The organism is Bradyrhizobium sp. AUGA SZCCT0222 (genome assembly GCF_018130205.1).
GTDB lineage: Bacteria > Pseudomonadota > Alphaproteobacteria > Rhizobiales > Xanthobacteraceae > Bradyrhizobium.
On sequence record NZ_JAFCLX010000012.1, the window covers coordinates 14,303 to 33,728 of the forward strand.

The 19,426-nt window shown below is 62.7% G+C and carries 17 protein-coding genes; 12 read left to right on the forward strand and 5 right to left on the reverse strand.

The window, feature by feature from the left end; genetic code table 11:
* Positions 1 to 163: 163 nt before the first annotated feature.
* Positions 164 to 1,780 carry an ABC transporter substrate-binding protein gene (locus JQ629_RS12935; protein WP_212413002.1) on the reverse strand — a complete coding sequence of 539 codons (1,617 nt, stop codon included), beginning with the start codon at positions 1,778 to 1,780 and terminating at the stop codon, positions 164 to 166.
* A gap of 138 nt (positions 1,781 to 1,918) precedes the next feature.
* On the opposite strand from JQ629_RS12935, the gene JQ629_RS12940 reads away from it, so the two are divergent.
* Together JQ629_RS12940 and JQ629_RS12945 are read left to right on the forward strand one after the other, a co-directional pair.
* Entirely contained in the window at positions 1,919 to 2,080 is a 162-nt protein-coding gene (locus JQ629_RS12940; protein WP_212413003.1) for a hypothetical protein, read from the forward strand.
* 128 nt (positions 2,081 to 2,208) lie between these two features.
* Positions 2,209 to 2,508, forward strand: coding sequence for an HU family DNA-binding protein (locus JQ629_RS12945; RefSeq protein ID WP_192734913.1), 300 nt, complete (start codon positions 2,209 to 2,211; stop codon positions 2,506 to 2,508).
* A gap of 142 nt (positions 2,509 to 2,650) precedes the next feature.
* Here the strand turns inward: JQ629_RS12945 and JQ629_RS12950 are convergent, their stop codons facing one another.
* A complete protein-coding gene (locus JQ629_RS12950) occupies positions 2,651 to 3,430 on the reverse strand; it encodes an SDR family oxidoreductase (protein WP_212265137.1) in 780 nt (259 codons plus the stop codon).
* Between the two features lie 284 nt (positions 3,431 to 3,714).
* Between JQ629_RS12950 and JQ629_RS12955 the strand changes: the two genes are divergently transcribed.
* The 6 genes from JQ629_RS12955 (at position 3,715) to JQ629_RS12980 (ending at position 12,348) form a co-directional block, all read left to right on the forward strand.
* The gene (locus tag JQ629_RS12955) at positions 3,715 to 4,560 is read left to right on the forward strand and encodes a CmcJ/NvfI family oxidoreductase (protein WP_212413004.1); all 846 of its coding nucleotides are present in this window, start codon (positions 3,715 to 3,717) and stop codon (positions 4,558 to 4,560) included.
* Positions 4,561 to 4,642: 82 nt separating this feature from the next.
* Positions 4,643 to 5,878, forward strand: coding sequence for an MFS transporter (locus tag JQ629_RS12960; RefSeq protein WP_212413005.1), 1,236 nt, complete (start codon positions 4,643 to 4,645; stop codon positions 5,876 to 5,878).
* Positions 5,879 to 5,950: 72 nt separating this feature from the next.
* Positions 5,951 to 7,267, forward strand: a complete 1,317-nt coding sequence (locus JQ629_RS12965) for an aspartate aminotransferase family protein (protein WP_212413006.1) — start codon at positions 5,951 to 5,953, stop codon at positions 7,265 to 7,267.
* Positions 7,268 to 7,307: 40 nt separating this feature from the next.
* On the forward strand, positions 7,308 to 8,972 hold the full coding sequence (locus tag JQ629_RS12970) for a hydantoinase B/oxoprolinase family protein (RefSeq protein WP_212413007.1): 1,665 nt from the start codon (positions 7,308 to 7,310) through the stop codon (positions 8,970 to 8,972).
* 2 nt (positions 8,973 to 8,974) lie between these two features.
* A complete protein-coding gene (locus JQ629_RS12975) occupies positions 8,975 to 11,017 on the forward strand; it encodes a hydantoinase/oxoprolinase family protein (RefSeq protein WP_212413008.1) in 2,043 nt (680 codons plus the stop codon).
* Positions 11,018 to 11,112: 95 nt separating this feature from the next.
* Positions 11,113 to 12,348 carry an ABC transporter substrate-binding protein gene (locus tag JQ629_RS12980; protein WP_212413009.1) on the forward strand — a complete coding sequence of 412 codons (1,236 nt, stop codon included), beginning with the start codon at positions 11,113 to 11,115 and terminating at the stop codon, positions 12,346 to 12,348.
* Positions 12,349 to 12,508: 160 nt separating this feature from the next.
* Here the strand turns inward: JQ629_RS12980 and JQ629_RS12985 are convergent, their stop codons facing one another.
* A complete protein-coding gene (locus JQ629_RS12985; protein WP_212413010.1) occupies positions 12,509 to 13,723 on the reverse strand; it encodes a mandelate racemase/muconate lactonizing enzyme family protein in 1,215 nt (404 codons plus the stop codon).
* A 103-nt stretch (positions 13,724 to 13,826) separates the two neighbouring features.
* A complete protein-coding gene (locus JQ629_RS12990) occupies positions 13,827 to 15,068 on the reverse strand; it encodes an amidohydrolase family protein (RefSeq protein ID WP_212413011.1) in 1,242 nt (413 codons plus the stop codon).
* Positions 15,069 to 15,234: 166 nt separating this feature from the next.
* Between JQ629_RS12990 and JQ629_RS12995 the strand changes: the two genes are divergently transcribed.
* Positions 15,235 to 15,654 (forward strand): nuclear transport factor 2-like protein, encoded by a 420-nt coding sequence (locus tag JQ629_RS12995; RefSeq protein ID WP_212413012.1) that lies wholly within the window; start codon positions 15,235 to 15,237, stop codon positions 15,652 to 15,654.
* Positions 15,655 to 15,753: 99 nt separating this feature from the next.
* Here the strand turns inward: JQ629_RS12995 and JQ629_RS13000 are convergent, their stop codons facing one another.
* Positions 15,754 to 16,512: a GntR family transcriptional regulator gene (locus tag JQ629_RS13000; protein ID WP_212413013.1), complete on the reverse strand. Its 759-nt coding sequence runs from the start codon at positions 16,510 to 16,512 to the stop codon at positions 15,754 to 15,756.
* Between the two features lie 196 nt (positions 16,513 to 16,708).
* Here JQ629_RS13000 and JQ629_RS13005 point away from each other — a divergent pair, with 196 nt between their 5' ends.
* The 3 genes from JQ629_RS13005 to JQ629_RS13015 are packed head-to-tail and all read left to right on the forward strand — an operon-like array spanning position 16,709 to position 19,417.
* A complete protein-coding gene (locus JQ629_RS13005) occupies positions 16,709 to 17,575 on the forward strand; it encodes an ABC transporter ATP-binding protein (RefSeq protein ID WP_212413014.1) in 867 nt (288 codons plus the stop codon).
* On the forward strand, positions 17,572 to 18,348 hold the full coding sequence (locus tag JQ629_RS13010; protein ID WP_211995775.1) for an ABC transporter permease: 777 nt from the start codon (positions 17,572 to 17,574) through the stop codon (positions 18,346 to 18,348). The genes JQ629_RS13005 and JQ629_RS13010 overlap by 4 nt, the downstream gene beginning before the upstream one ends.
* A gap of 43 nt (positions 18,349 to 18,391) precedes the next feature.
* A complete protein-coding gene (locus JQ629_RS13015) occupies positions 18,392 to 19,417 on the forward strand; it encodes an ABC transporter substrate-binding protein (protein ID WP_212413015.1) in 1,026 nt (341 codons plus the stop codon).
* Positions 19,418 to 19,426 lie beyond the last annotated feature (9 nt).

Genomic DNA, 19,426 nt, shown 5'->3' on the forward strand with positions numbered 1-19,426 from the left:
CAATTGAATCGGAGCGTTGGTACTTCAACCTCGCCCCGCTTGCGGGGAGAGGTCGGCGCGTAGCGCCGGGTGAGGGGGGTACAGGTCTATCGATAGATCGAGATTGAGGAGAGAGCCCCTCACCCCGCAAGAGCGGGGAGAGGGAGAATTGGCGGATATCGGCCTAGGAGGAAAGCCAAAGATCGTGCCAGCTCGACGAGCCCCAGCGCGGGGTGTTGGAGTGGTTGCGCGCCTTGGCCGAGATCACAGTGACGAAAATCTGCTCGATCGGCATCCAGACCGGCAGCTCGGTATTCACTTCCTTGACGAACTGGGCGTAGAGCGCCTTGCGCTTGGCGGGATCGACTTCCGTCGCCGCATCGTCGATGGTCTTGTCGACGGCCGCGTCGGTCCAGTTCCACTGGTTGGTCCAGGGCGCGCCCTTGGGCTGGCCGGAGCGATACCAGACCGTGGTCGAGACCGCGGGGTCGTTGCGGTACTGATGCCAGCCGGTCGCGAGATCGAAGGCGTGCTCGTCATAGACCTGCTTGAGGAAGCCGCCGCCATCGTTGCGCACGATCTCGACGGGTATGCCGATCTCGCCCAGGGATTGCTGGATAAAGGTCGACCACAGCGAGATGTCCTCGCCCCACGGCGCCGGCAGCAGTTTTAGCGAAAACCGCGTGCCGCCAGCGCCTGCCTTGAAGCCGGCCTCGTCGAGCAGTGCCGCGGCCTTGGCCTTGTCGTAGGGATATTGCGGCGTGTTCGGTCCGGGGTAGAAATCCGTCGACGTCGAGGGGATCGGGCCGGTGCCGAGCTTGGCGAAGTCGCCGAGGAAGTTGTCGATGAAGAACGGCACGTTGATCGCGTGCGCGATCGCGCGGCGGACCTTGATGTCGGACAGTTCCTTGCGGCGGAAGTTGAACTCGAGCGTGTTGGTGCGGGCGTTGCCTTCATTGCCCTTGGTCGAAACGACGAAGCGCTTGTCCTTGGCGAGCCGCGCCATGTCCGAGATCGTGAGGCCCGAGAACGGGCTGTAATGCAGTTCGCCGGCTTCCATCTGCGCTGCCGCAGCGGCGCGATCGGTGATCACGCGCCAGACGATGCGATCGAGATAGGGCGCGTTGGGACGCCAGTAGTCCGGATTGCGGTCGGCGATGATGTATTGGCCGCGTTCGTATTTGACGAATTTGAACGGGCCGGTGCCGACAGGCGCGAGATTGGTCGGGTTCGGGCGGATGTCGCCGCTCTCATAAAGATGCTTCGCCGAGATGTAGCCGAGGTCGGGCAGCGCGCGCAGCAGCAAATTGAGCGGCATCGGCCGCTCGTATTTGAAGATCGCGGTTTGCGGATCCGGCGTCTCGACGGCGGTGAGGAACAGCTGCAGCGTCGAGCCGTAATTGAGGATCTTCTTCCACATGTTCATGGCGGTGAATTCGACGTCGGCCGAAGTGAACGGCTTGCCGTCGTGCCAGGTGACGCCCTTGCGCAGCTTGAAGGTGACGGTCTTGCCGTCGGGCGAGGCTTCCCAGCTTTCGGCAAGTACGCCGACGGGTTTGCCGCTGGCGTCGAGGTCAACCAGATTTTCCTGAATCTTGCCGCTGATGATGTAGACGCCGGTGGACGCCTGAATGCTCGGATTGAGCTGACGCTGCTCGGCGCCGTAATGGACGTTGAATACGCCGCCCTTCTTCGGCGTTTCCTGCGCGAAGGCCCGCATCGGATTGATGACATTGGCGGCAATCGCGGCTGATGTCAGCAGCGCGGTGCGGCGATTGATCTCGAGGCGGGTCAAATCCATGCGAAACTCTCCGAAGGGTACATCAGGCGGTGCGCCGTTCAGCCGGCGGCGGGCTCTCCTCGATGTTACGATGGAAGGGGAACTGGAGTCATTTTCTAATCGCCGCCCGGTTCGGAAAATCCTTCCGGAAATCCGGACGTGCGCATCAGCGTCGCGATCGCCGCCGTTTTATTCGGCACCAAAACCATCGCTCGCCATGACGGCGATCAGGCGCGGGAGTGGCCGGAGATCGTCGAAAAAGGCTGTCTGACAAGGCATTTCGCCGCATTCAACCGGTTTAATGCACCGCCAAAGCCTTAAAAACTAGCCTATTTCCCGCGAATCAGTGCAAGTCAAATAGCGATATAGTTGTGCAGAATGTCGAAAAGCCTGTTTTTTTAGGCAATTTCCGCCATATCGTGCCTCTTCCAGAATCAAATGGAGCAACCATGGCTACCCAAATGTCTAAGTCGCAGCTGATCGAGAAGATCGCGACGTCCACCGAAGTTTCGAAGAAGGAAGTCAAGGGCGTGATGGACGCGCTCGTTGACGTCGGCCACAAGGAGCTGAAGAAGAACGGGGTGTTCCTCGTACCCGGCTTCGCCAAGTTCGTCGTGGTCAAGAAGCCCGCGACCAAGGCTCGCAAGGGCACCAACCCCTTCACGGGCGAAGAAATGATGTTCAAGGCCAAGCCGGCGCGCAAGATCGTTCGCGCCCGTCCGGTCAAGGCCGCCAAGGACGCGGTCTGATAGCGAAAAGGCCTCCGGCGACGGAGGCCTTTTTTGCTCGGGCCGTAGCGTTTTCGAGCGAAGTGGTCAGCGGTTCGTGTAAGCGAAACGCGCCAGAATAAAGCAGGATTCCGGTTCTGACCCTATCAGAGCCGGGGTGCCGCTAGACCACCGGCGACCGGCCGCCATCGACATTGATGGCCGTGCCGGTGATGTATGATCCCTGCTCCGAGGCGAGGAAGCAGGCGAGGTTGGCGAATTCTTCCGCCGTGCCCATCCGCCCGAGCGGGACGCCCTTGGCGAGGTCGCGGGTGAAAGCGTCGAAATCCGTATCCGGCGCCTTCTGGGCGTGCCGCTTGACCCATTGATCGCTCACGATCAGCCCGACCAGCATCGCATTGACCAGGACGTTGTGCGGGCCGCCTTCGTTCGCCATGGCCTTGGTCAGCGCCATGCCGGCCGCCCGGGAGACCGAGGTCGGGGTTGACGCGGCAGCCGGCGCCTTGGCTCCGATGTTCAGTACGTTGATGATGCGGCCCCATTTGCGCGCCTTCATGCCCGGCCAGACCAGCCGGCTGAAACGGATCGCGGCGAACAGTTTCAGGTCGAGGTCGTCCTGCCACATTTCGTCGGTCACGGTCTCGAACGCCATCGCGCGCGAGGTGCCGGCATTGTTGACGAGGACGTCGACCGGGCCGAGATCGGCGGCGATCCTGTCATGGGCCTTGGCGATATCCGCCGCCTTCGAGACGTCGCAGACATAGTCGCGAACCTCGACGCCTTCCTTGGCGAGTGCCTCGCGCGCGGCCTTCAAGTCCTGTGCGCCGCGCGCCAGGATCGCGACCTTGGCGCCTGACTCGGCAAAGCGCCGCGCGACGGCGAGCCCGATACCCTTGCTGCCGCCGGTGACGGCGGCAACGCGGCCCTTCATGGTGACGTCCATTTTTTTCCTCCCTGGATGCGGCGTCTTTGCCACCGCTCAGTGCTGTAACGCCATACGGGCCAGGAGGGTAGTTCTCCCCGGGCATGGCGAGGCTTGCGTTTTGCGGTCTGACGAACCCGTGAAGCGCAGAATTATCCATCCGGGAGAGCCGGTGCGCGCGACAAGGATATTTCGCGTTTCGTACCTGCGGGAACGGCAATCTTGCTATTTGCAGCGCGGCCTTGCGGGAGAGTGCGGGCCAGCCAAAATCAAATCGAACCAACAATAGAGTCCAGGAGAATGCCATGGGCCTGCAACAAGCAAAACTCGAGTCGCTTCCCTTCGTCACCGGCGAGCTCAACTACCTCGCGCCCACCCCCGGAAAGCCGCGTACATACGCCTTCGATCCGCCGCCGGGCGAGCCCAGATCGACGGCGCTGCCCGAACCCCATCAAGTTCCTATCTTCGACGCCCGCCTGATCGCCGGCAGTCTTTCGCTGGACCGCGAGGGTTTTGCCCTGGTCCGCCACCCGACCAGCGTCCGGAATTTCTACGACGATAAGGAGGTGCGGAACGTCTACTATCCCGCCGCCGAAGCTTTTCTCCGCGCAACGCTGAAAGCCGATCGCGTCGTGATATTCGACCATACCGTTCGCAAGCGCGTGGAGGGTGCGGCCGACGTGCGGGGCGCCGGCCCGCGCCAGCCGGCCACGCGGGTCCATGTCGACCAGACCGAACTGTCAGGGGCGAACCGGGTTCGTGAACATCTGCCTGACGAGGCGGACGAACTCCTGAAGGGCCGGGTCCAGGTGATCAATCTGTGGCGGCCGATCCGCGGACCGCTGCGCGATGCGCCGCTCGCGATGCTGGATGGCCACACCGTGGCGCCCGGCGATCTCGTCGCCTCCGACCTGATCTATCCGAACCGGCAGGGCGAAACCTATTCCGTGAAGTACAACCCCGACCATCGCTGGTACTACATTCCGGAGATGACCGCGGACGAGGCGCTGCTGCTCAAGTGCTACGATTCCGCCACCGACGGGCGTACGCGGTTCGGCCCGCACACCGCCTTCATCGATCCGACGACGCCGGCTGATGCCCCCCCGCGCGAAAGCATCGAACTGCGGACGCTGGTGTTCCACAAACACTGATCTGCCCGCCGGGAATGGAGGTTGGCATTCCCGGCGTATCGGTGTTACGCCCGGCTGCAACAAGGCCGGGAAGAAACGGAACATGGACGGCGGCAAGGCCGACGACGCGGATGTCAACATCCGCGCATTGATTTTTGCGCTTCTGGCGCTGGCCTGCGGTCACATGCTGTCGACCCTGCTGCGCACGATCCCGGCCGTCAGCCTCGACGTGATGGCCGCGGATTTCAAAACGTCGCCGCAGGTGCTGGCGAGCCTGACCTCGATCTATCATTTCGCGTTCGCCGCATCGCAGATACCGGCCGGCGCCGCGATGGACCGTTTTGGCGTCCGGCCGGTTTCCCTCAGTCTCTTGATTGGTACCATCGTTGGCGCGTTGGCATCGGGCCTGGCAACGGGGCCGGAGAGTTTTCTGTTCGGACAATTCCTGCTCGGGGTTGCGAACTCGGGCATGCTGATGTGTCCGATGACGCTGGCCGCAAAGCAATTGTCCCCGGGGCGGTTCGGCCTGTGGTCCGGACTGATCCTGTCGATCGGAAATATCGGCATGCTGCTGTCGTCGAGCCCGCTCGCCTTTGTCGTCGAACTCTGGGGATGGCGGGCAGGGTTCTGGATTTCCGCTGCCTTCGGCGTGGTGGTCGCACTGGCCGTTTATGCCCTGGTGCCGAACCAGCGGGCTGAGCATGCCGATCGCTCGTCGCCGCTCTTGCAGATGGCCAGTGTCTTGCGCATCGGCCTGTCGTATCGGCTGCGCGGCCTGATTGCCATTGCGCTGGTCTCGCTGGCGGCCGTGCTGGTGCTGCGGGGATTGTGGGGCGGGCCGTGGCTGATGGAGATCAAGGGGCTCAGCCGGATCGGCGCCGGCAACGCACTTGGACTGTTCACGATGGCGCTGATCATCGGGCCGGCGCTGATCGGTATTTTCGACCGGAGATTTGGCCATCGCCGCGAAGTGCTGGCGGCCTCGCATTTCCTGGCGGCGCTGCTGCTCGCCTTGATGGCGGCGGGCGCGTCGCATTTTCCGGTCTCGGTCCTGTTCGGCGTAGCGGCGATGCCGGCTCAGTATGACATTGTCCTGCTCGTGTTGATCGGTTTTGCCATGTCGGCCCAGCCGCTGGTGTTCGGCATGACGCGGCAACTCGTCGACGAGCAGAACACCGGCAAGGCGCTGTCGGCGGTCAATCTGGCGTTCTTCCTGGGGGCGGCGCTGATGCAATCGGCAACCGGCGTGGTCGCGGCGTTCCTTGGACTGCCTGCCGTGCTGCTGTTCATGGCCGCGGCGCTGATCATCGGGACAACGCTGTTTTTGCTGTATACCTAGCAGGCCGTTTCCGGTTTTCTTCATAAGCGGCTACAAGATCAGGCTGAAGTTCAAGCGCTGGCGGAATATCGCATGTATCCGGATTCAAATTCTTCATCGCAAAAAATGTACAACCGCGCACTGGCGAGCCTGCCCGGCGGCAATACGCGCACCACCGTCTTCATGAAACCGTATCCGATCTACGCCGCGCGCGGCGAGGGATGTCGGGTGTGGGACCTCGACGGCAACGAGTTTATCGATTGCATCAACAATTTCACCTCGCAGATTCACGGCCATGCACACCCTGTGTTGATCAAGGCCGCGACCGCGCAACTTGCGCTGGGATCGGCGTTCGGGATGCCGACCGAATCCGAGGTGGACCTTGCCGAACTGCTCGCCGCGCGATTGCCGTCGGTCGACCAGGTGAGGTTCTGCAATTCAGGCACTGAAGCTGTCATGATGGCGCTGAAGGCCGCCCGCGCCCATACCGGCCGCCCCAAAATTGCAAAATGCGAGGGCGCCTATCATGGCTCCTACGATTATGCCGAGGTCAGCCTCGATCCGACGCCGGAAGCCTGGGGCCGCAACGCGCCGGTGTCCGTCGCCTACGCCAAGGGCACGCCGGACAATGTGCTCGCGGATGTCCTGACCATTCCGTTCAACGACACCGAGGCCGCGGTCAGCCTGATCCGTGAGCATGGCCCTGAACTCGCTTGCGTCCTTGTCGATCCCATGCCCAATCGCGCCGGGCTGGCGCCGGCCGATCGGGCCTATCTGGAGGCGCTGCGCAAGGTCACGCGCGAGGTCGGCGCGCTGCTCGTTTTCGATGAAGTGATTACGTTCCGTCTCGGCTATCGCGGCGCGCAGGGTCTGTTCAATATCGACCCCGACCTGACCACGCTCGCAAAAATCATCGGCGGCGGGTTTCCGGTTGGCGCGGTGTGCGGCCACAGGGAATTCATGGCCGTGTTCGACCCCCGGCCGGGCAAGCCTGCGCTGCCGCATGGCGGCACATTCTCTGCCAATCCGGTGACGATGCGCGCCGGTATCGCGGCGATGGAGCTGCTGGACGAGGCGGCGTTCGCGCGGCTCGATGCAATGGGGGAGGCGGTTCGATCAGGGATCGACGCGGCGTTCCGCCGCCACAACGTTCCCGGCCGCACCGTCGGGCTCGGCTCGCTCCTGAAGATACATCTCGTCGATCGTCCGGTGCGCGACTATCGCTCGGCCTATCCGACCGAAGCGGAAGCCGGGCGTCAGGTGGTTTTCAACCAGGCGCTGCTCAATCGTGGCGTGCTGGCGGCGGGCAATGGATTGATGGCATTGTCGACCCCGATGACGGATGCCGATATACGTGCGATCATCGATGCCGTATCGGGCGCGATATCGGAAGTGTCGGCCTCGCTCTAGGTTCAAGAACAACAAGGCAAGCAAGAACAACAAGGCAAGAATGTCCGCCAAGATCGATCCCATCACACGGTCCGTCGTCCAGCATCGACTCAGTTCGATCGTAAAAGAGATGGGCGAAGCCATGCTTCGCACCTCCTATTCGCAGATCCTCAATTCCAGCCGCGACTTTTCGCTGGGGATTTGCGATACGCGCGCCCGCCTGATCGCCCAGGCCGATCATCTGCCGGTGCATGTCGGCGCGTTGCCATGGGCGACGATCGCGGTCGAGGAGCGGTTCAAGGACGTCAAGCCGGGCGACGTCTTCCTGCTCAACGATCCCTATTATGGCGGCAGCCATCTGCCTGATCTCACCGTCTTCGTGCCGGTGTTCGACGGCGACAAGCGGCTGCTGTGGACCATCGTCCGCGCCCACCAAAGCGATATCGGCGGCGCCACCCACGGCGCCTACAATCCCGGGGCAACGGAAATCTGGCAGGAGGGCCTGCGCATTCCGCCGATCAGACTTTCCGAGGCGGGGCGGCCGCGCGAGGATCTGCTCGAGATGCTGGCGCTGAATGTGCGAAACCCGCGCGAGTTTCGCGGCGACCTTGCTGCGATGCTGGGCGCGGCGCATCTCGGCGAGCGGCGTGTCGCAAAACTGTTCAGCGAATTCGGCGCACCGGTCGTCGAAGCCGCGATCGAAGCGATTCTGGATGCAACCGAAGCGCAGACCCGCGCCGTGGTCTCGACCTGGAAGGACGGCGTCTTTCACGGCGAGGCGTTTCTCGACGATGACGGCCATGGCCGCACGGATATAAGGATCGCGGCCAAGGTCACCAAGAAGGGCAGCGATGTCGAGGTCGACCTGACGCAGTCCGATCCGCAGTCGACCAGTTTTGTCAATTCCTCGCATGCCAACATGCAGGCGGCGGTCGCGATGGCCTTTGCCTATCTGATCGACGCTGACATCCCCAAGAACACCGGTGCGCTGCGGCCGCTGAAGGTGATCGCCAAACAAGGGACGATCGTCTGGGCCGATCCGGGCCGGCCGGTGACCTTGTGCACCAGCCATCCCTCCAACGAGATCGTCGAAGCGATTGTGAAGGCCATGTCCGCCTCCTGTCCGGAACGCGCGATGGCCGGATGGAGCCGCAGATTCCGAATCGCGATTCAGGGCGAGGATCCGCGTACCGGAAAGCAGTTTATCTGGCATTTGTTTCAGGCTCGACCGGGCGGCGGTGCTTCGTCCGGCGGCGACGGTTACTCGTCGATCGGGGAATGGCACAGCGTCGGTGGACTCAAATTCGGCAGTCTCGAAGTCGCCGAGGCGCGCTTTCCATTGCACTTCCGCCGCCACGAATTCCGCGAAGGCTCGGGCGGCGACGGGCAGTTCCGCGGCGGCCTCGGCGTTGCCCTCGATCTGGTGCTGGAGACCGCAAAGCCGTCACGCGGCAACACCGCGGGCGACGGCGCTCGCCATGGTCCCAGCGGCATGCTCGGCGGCGAGGACGGCGAGCCGCATCATTACCGCCTGCTGTCCGAAGGCCGCGAGCCGCGCGTGTTGCGCACCAAGGAAGTCGGCATCGAGCTCCATCCCGGTGATTGCCTCGAGATACGCTCCTCCGGCGGCGGTGGCTGGGGGCCACCGTCGAAACGTTCAGCGGAAGCGCGGCGGCGCGATGCGGAGCAGGGATTGACCAGTGTTTCCGTGGAGCGACGTGGCTGACGATGTACACAATCGGAGTTGACGTCGGCGGAACCTATACCGACCTGGTGGCCACGGATGCATCCGGGCGAACCATATTCGCAAAATCGCCATCCACACCCGCCGACCAATCGATCGGCGTCATGACCGGCCTCGAAGAACTGGCGCGGCGATTGAACACGACGCGTGCGCAGATGCTAGCTGCTACCGATCGGCTGGTGCACGGGACGACGGTTGCGACCAACGCGTTGCTGGAGCGCAAGGGCGCCAAGGTCGCGCTCTTGACCACCGAGGGCCATCGCGACGTGATCGAAATGCGCGAAGGCCTCAAGCCCGACCGCTACGATCTGCGTTCGCCGCCGCCGGAGCCCTTGGTACCGCGCGAACTGCGTTTTGGCGTTCGCGAACGGCTCAAGGCGAATGGCGAGGTTTTGACTGCGCTGGATGAGCGCTCGCTTGACGAGGCCATCGCTGGCATCCGGAAATCCGGCGCGACCTCGGTCGCGATCTGCTTCCTGCATTCCTATCTCAACCCGGTCCATGAACTTGCCGCAGTCGAACGGCTGGCCAGGGAATTGCCTGACGTCAGCGTGTCGCGTTCCAGCGACGTGCTGCCGCAGATCAAGGAATATGAGCGCGTCTCGACCACGATCGTGAACGCCTATGTCGAACCGATCGTGCGGCGTTATCTCACCAATCTCGAGCGGCGCCTGAAGGAGGCTGGCCTCAAGGGCAGCCTGTTCGTGATCCTGTCGCATGGCGGCATGGCGCCGGTCGAGGAAGCCTCACGCCTCGCCGCGGGCACGGTGCTGTCAGGGCCGGCGGGCGGGATGTCAGGCGGTCGGCGCTGTGCTGAGCTGCTCGGCATTCCCGATCTCGTGCCGTTCGACATGGGCGGAACCAGCACGGACATCTCTCTCATTTCGGACGGACAGGCCTCACTCTCCGCCGACGGCTTGCTCGCGGGCCAGCGCATTGCGTTGCGCAGCCTCGATATTGCGAGCATCGCCGCCGGCGGCGGTTCGATCGCCAGCGTCGATGGCAGCCGCACGCTGCGGGTCGGTCCGGAAAGCGCCGGCTCGATTCCGGGCCCGGCCTGTTACGGCAATGGCGGGCAGGCCGCTGCTGTCACCGACGCCAATGTCGTGCTCGGTTATCTCGATGCCGCCGCCTTCATGGGCGGGCAGCGCCCGCTCGACCGCGCGGCGTCGGAAGCCGCGGTCGATCGTGTCGCCGCATCCATGGAGCTCTCGCGCGTCGAGGCCGCCGCGGGTATTTACCGCATGATCAATTTGAACATGGCGGACGGCATCCGCCTGATGACGTTGCGCCGCGGAGTCGATCCCCGGAAATTCGCGCTGCTCAGTTTCGGCGGCGCGGCGGGCTTGCATGCGGCCGAGGTTGCGCGTGAACTGGAGATCAAACGCATCATCGTGCCGACGGTGGCCTCCGTGCTGTCGGCATGGGGCATGCTGACCAGCGATCTGCGCTATGAGATGAGCCGCACGCATTATGGCAAGGCGGCGCGTATTTCAGCCGGCGAAGTGCGTGAGCTGTTCGGCGAACTGGAGCAGGCGGCTACCGGTCGGCTGCGCTCATGGTTCAACGGGCCGCTGTCGATCGAACGCTCCGCCGAAATGCGTTACGGCGAACAGATTTTCGAGATCGACGTTTCGCTTGACGGTCTCGACTGGAATGCGGCCGACCTCGTCGATCGGATCGAGCAGCGCTTTCATCGCAAGCACGAGGAACTCTATACCTATGCCTCGCCCGGGCAGGAGGTCGTGTTTGTCAACGCGCGGGTCGCGGCGGTCGGCGCCGTCGCGCCAAACGATCAGAACACGCGCCCGGCGGCGTCCGCCGGCGCTTGCGCGCCACGCGGCAAACGTCAGGCGTTCTTTGGCGGCTGGCGCGAGGTGCCGGTCTATGCGCTCGATGCGCTGCAGCCCGGGCATTCCCTGACCGGTCCTGCCATCATTGAGGCGGAAACCACCACGGTGCTGGTCGATAGCGGCGACCGCGTCAGCGTCAATGCGCTCGGGTGGCTGGACATCACCCTGCGCTGAACACAAAAATTGATTTCAACAGCGCCGGATTGGGCAGTATTGTCCCAAGCGCTGGGTTAGGCGTCACAAGCTTGAGTTAGCGTGAGGCCATGTTCATGAAAACAATAAAAGAAGCTGGAACTATCCTGGCCCTGTTAGCCGCCGCGCTGTTCGCCGGCATGCCGATATCGGCGCGACAGGCCCATGGCGGCGGCGTCACCGATACCGAAATCCGCATCGGCAACGTCATGCCGTATACCGGACCCTTGGCCGCGTTCGCGGCGATCGGCAGGGCTGAAGCCGCCTATTTCGACATGATCAATGATCACGGCGGCATCAACGGTCGCAAGATCAAATTCATCTCCCGTGACGACAGTTCCAATCCGAAGATGGCAGCCGAGCACACAAGTCAACTGGTGGAGCAGGAGAACGTGCTGCTGATGTTTGGCTCGTTCGGCACGCCGAGCAATCTGGCGACGCGGACCTACCTCAACGAGAAGAAAGTGCCGCAACTCTTTGTCGCGTCCGGCGACGAGGAGTGGGCGCATCCCAAACGATTTCCGTGGTCGATGGGCTGGCAGCCGACGTTTCGCGCCGAGGGACGGATCTACGCCAACTACATCCAGGCCTCCTATCCGAGCCGCAAGATCGCGGTGCTCTGGCAGAACGATCAGTTCGGACGCGATCTGTTCAGGGGATTGCAGGAAGGGCTCGGCGTCACTGCCCGCATGATCGTGGCTGACATCGCCATCGAGGCCGATATGTCGATCGATGCGCAGGTCGACATCCTCAAGAATTCCGGGGCCGAAGTGCTCGTGCTCAATTGCGCACCGCCAATCTCGGCGCGCGCCATCCGCAGAGCGGCTGAACTGGGTTGGTATCCGGTGGTGGTGCTGGTCAATGCGGCGGCTTCGATCGCGAATGCGCTGAGACCTGCCGGGCTTGCGAACGCCGCCGGCGTGATCTCGACCTCGTTCCTCAAGGACGCCGGCGACACCACCTGGAAGGAAGACCCTTCGATCAAGGCGTGGCTGTCATTCATGGACAAGTATTATCCCGATGGTGACAGGGAGGATAGTTACGCCATCTTCGGCTATGCCGCGGCCGAAACCCTGGTCCAGGTATTGACGCAGTCCGGCGACGACCTGTCACGCGAGAACATCATGCGGCAGGCCGCGTCGCTGAAGAATTATCAGAGCCCGATCATTCTGCCGGGCATTGCCATCAACACGGGACCTGCGGATTTTCATCCCATCAAGCAGATGCGGTTGGTGCAATTCGACGGCAACGCCTGGCAGCCGATCGGCGACGTGATCGAGAGCGCGTTTGCGAGCAAGCCGGGGGATAATTGAACTATCTCTCCGTCGTCCCGGCGAACGCCGGGACCCATACCGCGTGATCTATCGATGAAGCGATATGGTCGATGCCTTCCGCAAAATGAAGGCGGGTGGTTATGGGTCCCGGCCCCCGTGCGCAATTGCGCACTAGGCCGGGACGACGCATACCGTTCCGCTACTTCTTCTGCCCGTAATTCAACAATCCGCCCTTGCTCTTTGCCGGATGGGCGCGCAGGCCTTCCTCGTTGGGTTCGGTGCCCCAGCCCGGCCGATCGGAAATGACAAGGTGGCCGTCGACGATCTCGGGCAGATGGGTGAACAGTTCGTGGTCCCACGCCAGCCGGTCGATATCGGTCTCCATGATCCGCAAGTTCGGCACCGCGGCGCAGAAATGCGCGTTCATCATGGTGCAGAGATGGCCGTAGAAATTATGCGGGGCGACGTTGACCTCGAAATGCTCGGCGGCGGCGGCGATCTTCATCGATTGCCACACCCCGTTCCACGGCGTGTCGATGATCGCGACATCCATTGCCTGTTCGTTGAAGTAGGGCAGGAATTCGCGCAGGCCCAGCAGCGTCTCGCAGGATGAGATCGGATGCGGGCTCTGGCGGCGGATATAGCCCAGCGCCTGCGGATTGAAGGTGTCGATCTCGACCCAGAACATATCCATATCCTTGATCGCGCGCAGGATCTTCAGATAGCCCTCGGTCTTGGCGTTGAAGTTGAGGTCGAGCAGCAGATCGACATCGGGCCCGGCGCCGTCCCTGATAGTTTCGAGGTGCATGCAGAGATTGCGGATCACCGTGCGATCGACGTTGATCTCCGGCTCGAATGGCGAGCCGAAGCCGGGCCGCCAGCCCTGCGGCTTGCCGTCGGTGTAGACGAAGATGTTGGTCTTTAGCGCAGTGAAGCGCTTTTCGCGGACTTCGCGGCCTATCGACTTGACACCGTCGAGATCGGTGATTGCGGGCTTGAACCAATCGGGATGATTGATGCGCCAGGTCGCGCAATGCGACCAGTAGACCCGGACACGGTCGCGGATTTTTCCACCCAGCAGTTCATAGCAGGGCACGCCGAGCGCCTTCGCCTTGACGTCGAGCAGCGCGTTCTCGATGGCGCCGAGCGCCAGCGCCACCACGCCGCCGGCAGCGGGGCGCGTTGCGGAAAACAGTTCCGCGTAAATCCGCTCGTGCTGAAAGGCGTTCTTGCCGACCACCCGCGCCGACAGCCGCTCGATCGCCGCCGTGACGCCGGGCGCGCCAAAACCCTCGTCATACTCGCTCCAGCCGACGATGCCGTCTTCGGTCATGATCTTGACGAAGTGATAGTTGCGCCAGCCGGCGTCGCAGGAGAGCGTTTCAACGCTTCTGATCTTGGATGATTTGGTCATGATTTCCTGCCCGGCTGTTGTTTTCGTTGACCGATAACAACAACGGATTGGCAGGGGCGTCAATCGCGGGTAGCGCGATGCCCGTATGCGGCAGATGCGCCGCCTAAGCCTGCGGCGGAAACAGCGTCGGCTGGCGTCGCTCGAATACCTGACGCCCGTTCTTGAAGCCCATCAGCACGTCGGGCAGTTCTGCGATCGCGTTCGGGCCGGTGTCGGTGTCGAGGATGACAAGATCGGCAGGGTTGCCTGGCGCGATGCCGTAATCCCGCAGGTTCATCAGGCGCGCCGGCAAGTCCGTCACCAGATCGAGGCAGGCGTCGAACTCGCTGATTCCGGCGTGGGCGACATTGGCGTAGAAATTGGCCATGCGCAGCAGCGACGCATCGCCGAACGGCGTAAAAGGATTGAGCACGTTGTTGGTCGCGACCGAACACAGCACGCCGTTCTCGACCAGCCGGTGCGCCACGGTGAGGCCGCGCGGCGCATTGTGGGTGGCGTCGCGGCCCATCAGATAGAGATCGGTTGCCGGCAGCACGGTGACCGCGACGCCGGCCTTCGCCAGCCGTTCGGTCGCGGCCTTGAGGCGATCCGGTGGCAGCGCGGAGAGCTTGGTGGCGTGACCGATGGCGACACGGCCGTGATAGTTGCGCCGCTCGGTTTGCCGGCAGACTTCCTCCAGATGCCACCAGGACGGATCGAGATCGAAGTCGAGATGCAGGTCGACATCGACGTCGAATTCCTGCGCGAGATCGAACAGCCTTTCGAGATGCGCGTTCGGGTCGGTGTCCATATAGGGACAGCCGCCGATTGCTTCGCCGCCGTCGCGCAGTGCGGCGATCAGGAGTTCTTCCGCGCCGGGATCGTTGGTCAGGCCTTCCTGCGGGAACACGCAGATCGACAGATCGATCGCCCAGGCATAGTCGCGCTTCAATGCCTTGACCGCCTCGAAGCCGCGTAGCGCGATGCGTGGATCGATTTCCACATGCGTGCGCATCCGTGTGGTGCCGTGCACGATGGCGCGTTCGAGCACGCGCGCGCCGCGGGCATAGACGTCCTCGACGGTGAATTCGCGCTTCATGGCGGCAACCGCGGCGATCGCCTCGCCTACGGTGGCATGGTCGTGCCCGCAGCGACCGAGCAGGCAGGCCTTGTCGAGATGGATGTGGGTGTCGACGAAGCCGGGGAGGGCGAGCTTGCCGCCGATCTCGATTTCGGGTGCGTCGCAGGCCAGATGTGCCTCGATGGCGGCGATCCGTCCCTCCGATACGCCGATATCGACCGGGGTAGCCGAAGCCCGGGTTCGGGCGTTGCGGAAGATCAGGTCGAAGGCGGTTCGCGCGCTCATCAGGACTTTAGCTGTTTCTTGGCTGGTTTGAGGTGAGGGGAGCCTAGCGGAAGAGTGCTTTAGAGGCAGCCCCAGATTGTGTGCAGTTTATAGGTCAAACTGTTCAAAATATGTGCATGCAATTGGAGGCTCCGATTGTAGTATTCTGGGATCAGGAGCAGCCGCCATGTCCATTTCCGCCAAAGCTGAAAAGCGCACCCTTTCGGATGCCGAAGTGGTCGAAGCCTATCTCACGGCATCGATGATCCCGGATCCGGATGCGGCGGCGGCCTACATGAAGTCGGGTACCATCATCACCTTTACCGGCGGGCGCGAATTCGATCATCCGCGCGGGCCGACCGGCTTCAACGCAGCGCGCTACCGCTGGGTCAAGAAGAAGATGGACCGTTTCGACGTCTGCCCGGGTGCGGACGAGACCGTGGTCTACAGTATCGGCACGCTGTACGGCGAATGGATCGACGGCACGCCATTCGAGGGCAACCGCTATGTCGATCGCTTTGTCGTGAGGGGCGGCCAGATCGTGAAGATGGACGTCTGGAATGATAGCGCGGAACGCATTCTGGTGCAGAGAGGGATTGAGGCGTAGGTCGTGATTTCGTCATTGCGAGGAGCGAAGCGACGAAGCAATCCATCTATCCGTTATGCCGCGATATGGATTGCTTCGCTGCGCTCGCAATGACGGCTGCTACCTCGCCCTCACCACCTTCGGCATTTTCACCACGCGGTCGCTCTCGCCCTCATCGGCGTACGGCGCCAGAATATCCAGCAAATCGCGGCCGCGCTGCGGAGCCGGCGCCACCAGGGCCCGGTTCGCCACGGAATCCAGATGGCTGTGCATCAGGCTCATCACCTTGGCCTCGTCGCCCTTGACCAGGGCTGCGATAATCGCGCGGTGCTCATTGATCGCGCATTCCGACGAATGCGGCCGGCTGTACAGAGATAGAGTGAGGCAACAGCGATAGGCGACCTCGCTGACGTAACGCACGAGGATCGGGCTGTTCGTCATCTGCGCGAGCAGGATGTGGAATTCGGTCGCAAGACGAATGGATACCGCATCGGTGCCGTCGCGGGCGCCATCCTCGGCGTCGACATGGGCGTTCAGCGTGGCGATCTGGGCTTTGGTCAGTTTGCCGGCGAGTTGACGCACCACGAGGCGTTCGAGTTCGATCCGGATATCAAAGGCGTCGCGGGCTTCCTGCCAGCTCGGCGTTGCCACGACAGCGATCCGGTTGCGGCGAAGTTCGACGAGGCCTTCCGCGGCCAGTTGCCCCAGCGCGTGGCGTGCAATGGTGCGGCTGACGCCGAAGCGTTCGCCGAGCGAATCCTCCGGCAGTTTTGCGCCGGGCTCCAGCGCCTGCTCGATGATGGCGCGGCGCAGCGCGCGGCAGATCACCCCAACCTTGTCGGATGATTCCGCAGTCTTGCCGGCCGAACGAGGCGCCATCGGCGAATCCTTTGAAAGAAGTGCTTCGAATGCGCCCTCATATCACAAATGGGAGACAATTGACCGCCTGAATTGCATGCAGTTTGGCGGCCGGATTGCCTAAAAGGAGTCCGCTGGTTTGCGCGTCCTTTTGCGATCCCATTGATTTCAAACGCGAGTTTTGCTGGCATCCGGCTTGCATGCACTTCCAGCCATGATGCGCATGCAACCAGATTCGGAATTCTCCGGCGCGCCCGTTCCGGCCCCCGCTGCACCCATCGCAATTGAGCTGTCGGACGCGTCCGTCACCTTTGGCCGGGGCGAACGCGCCGTGCCGGCGCTGTCGAAAACCACGCTTCGGATTGCCGACGGCGAGTTCGTTGCCTTGGTCGGCCCGTCCGGCTGCGGCAAGTCGACCATCCTGCGGCTGGCCAGCGGGCTGGTTCAGCCGACCACCGGCGTCGTGATCGTCGGCGGCCGGGAAGTCGCGGCGCGGGCGCTGCGTGTCGGCATGGCGTTCCAGAATCCGACCATGCTGCCCTGGATGACGATCGAGCGGAACATCATGCTGCCGCTCAAGATCGTCGAGCCGTTTCGCTCGCAATTCCGCAAGCTTCGCAAGACCGAATTCCGCGACAAGGCCAATGCGCTGCTCGAGCAGGTCGGCCTCAAGGGCTTTGGCAGCCGTTTTCCCTGGCAGCTCTCCGGCGGCATGCTTCAGCGCGCCAATCTGTGCCGCGCGCTGATCCACGAACCGCGGATGCTGCTGCTCGACGAGCCCTTCGGCGCGCTCGACCAGTTCACGCGCGAGGAACTGTGGTCGATCCTGCAAGAGCTCTGGATGACCCACAAGGCGACCGTGCTGCTGGTGACGCACGATCTGCGCGAGGCTGCATTCCTCGCCAGCCGCATCTGCGTGATGAGCGCACGGCCCGGCCGCATCGTCGACGACAGCCCGGTCACCTTCAGCCGCCCGCGCACGGTGGCGATGACGTTCGAGCCTGATTTCGTGGCGCTGAACCAGAAGCTGCGCACCTTCATCGTCGATGCGCGCAGCGCGCCAGCCGAGGGAGCGGCCTCATGACGGCAAGCGATATCAGACAAAAAGCCTGGTCGGCGGCACTCATCGTGCTGTTCTTTGTCGCCTGGGAGCTGTTTTGCGTGATGACCGGGATGTCCGACCTGGTGCTGCCGCGGCCGTCGGAAGTTTTCGTGACGCTGTACCAGAAGTTTCCGCTGTTGTGGCCGCATATCCTGCAGACGCTGGCGACGACGATGATCGGCTTCGTTCTCGGTGTCGGGCTTGGGGTGGTGCTCGGCGCCGTCATCGGCGTTTCCAAGACGGCATACGACACGGCCTATCCGCTGCTGGTCGGCTTTTCGTCGATCCCCAAGGTCGCGGTCGTACCGATCTTCGTGCTGTGGTTTGGCTCTGGCTCGGTGCCGGCGGTGCTGACCGCGCTGTCGATCTGCTTCTTCCCGATCGTCGTCAATATCGCGACGGGGCTCGCGACCACGGAACCCGAACTCGAAGACGTGCTCAAGGCACTGGGCGCCAGCAAGCTCGATATCCTCTGGAACGTCGGTCTGCCCCGCACCATGCCGTTCTTCTTTGCGTCATTGAAGGTTGCGATCAGCTACGCCTTTGTCGGCGCGGTTCTCTCCGAGACAGTGGCGTCGAACCGCGGCATCGGCAACGTGATGATGACCGCGTCCTCGAATTTCAACGTGCCGCTGGTATTCGCCGGCCTGTTCGTGCTCGCCGGCCTCGGCGTCGCGCTCTACGTGATCTTTTCGCTGATCGAGGGCCGCGTCACCGGCTGGGCCACCCGCAAGAACGACCTGATCGCGACATGACCATTTCACCAAATGCCATCCAACCCAGTCGAGGAGGTTCACGATGTTAACGAAAATTGGCGCCGCGCTGTTGGGAGTAGCTTTGTTCGCAGGCGCCGCGAACGCCCAGGAAACCACCATCAAGTTCACGCTGGGCTGGAAAACCCAAGGCAGCGACGCTGCGTTTTTCTATGCCAAGGACAATGGCTACTTCAAGGAAGAGGGCCTCAACGTCGTGATCGACCAGGGCGAGGGCTCGGGTGCGACGGTGACGCGCATCATGTCGGGCGCCTATGACGCCGGCTTTGGCGACGTCAACGCCATCATCCAGAACGCCTCGACCAAGCCGCAGGACGCGCCGGTGATGGTCTACCAGATCTGGAACCAGCCGCCGTTTGCAATCGTTACGAAGAAGACCAGCGGCATCAACACCATCAAGGATTTCGAAGGCCGCACGCTCGGCGGCGCGCAGGGCACGCCGACCACGCGGCTGCTGCCGGTGTTTGCGCAGAAGAACAAGCTGGAGGGCGAGAAGATCAAGATCTCCAACATGGCGCCCAACCTGCAGGAACCGATGCTGATCAAGGGCGACATTGATGCTGCGCTCGTGTTCAACATCACCAGCTATTTTAACCTCGTGCTGAACCGCCAGGATCCTGACAAGGACTATAAGTGGTTCTCGTTCGGTGATTACGGCCTCGATCTCTATTCCAACGGCCTGATGGTCTCCCGCAAGCTGATCGCGTCCAATCCGAAGGCCGTCGCCGGCCTCGTCCGCGCCGTCAACAAGGGCATGATCGCGGTGGCGAAGGACCAGAACGCCGGCATGAAAGCGGTGCTGAATTACGACAATCTGATCAATGTCGACGTCGAAAAGCGCCGGCTGCAATATTCCTTCGACAAGCTGATCGTCTCGGCCGAGATGAAGGAAATCGGCGTCGGCGACGTCAAGGACGATCGCATGACCCGCGCCATCGGCATCATCGTCGAAGGCTATCAGCTTGCCCGGGCGCCGGCGGCGTCGGAAATATTCTCGCGTGAATTCCTGCCGCCGCGCGCGGAAAGGGAGTTGAAATATACGGCGAATTAGCCTTGTCAT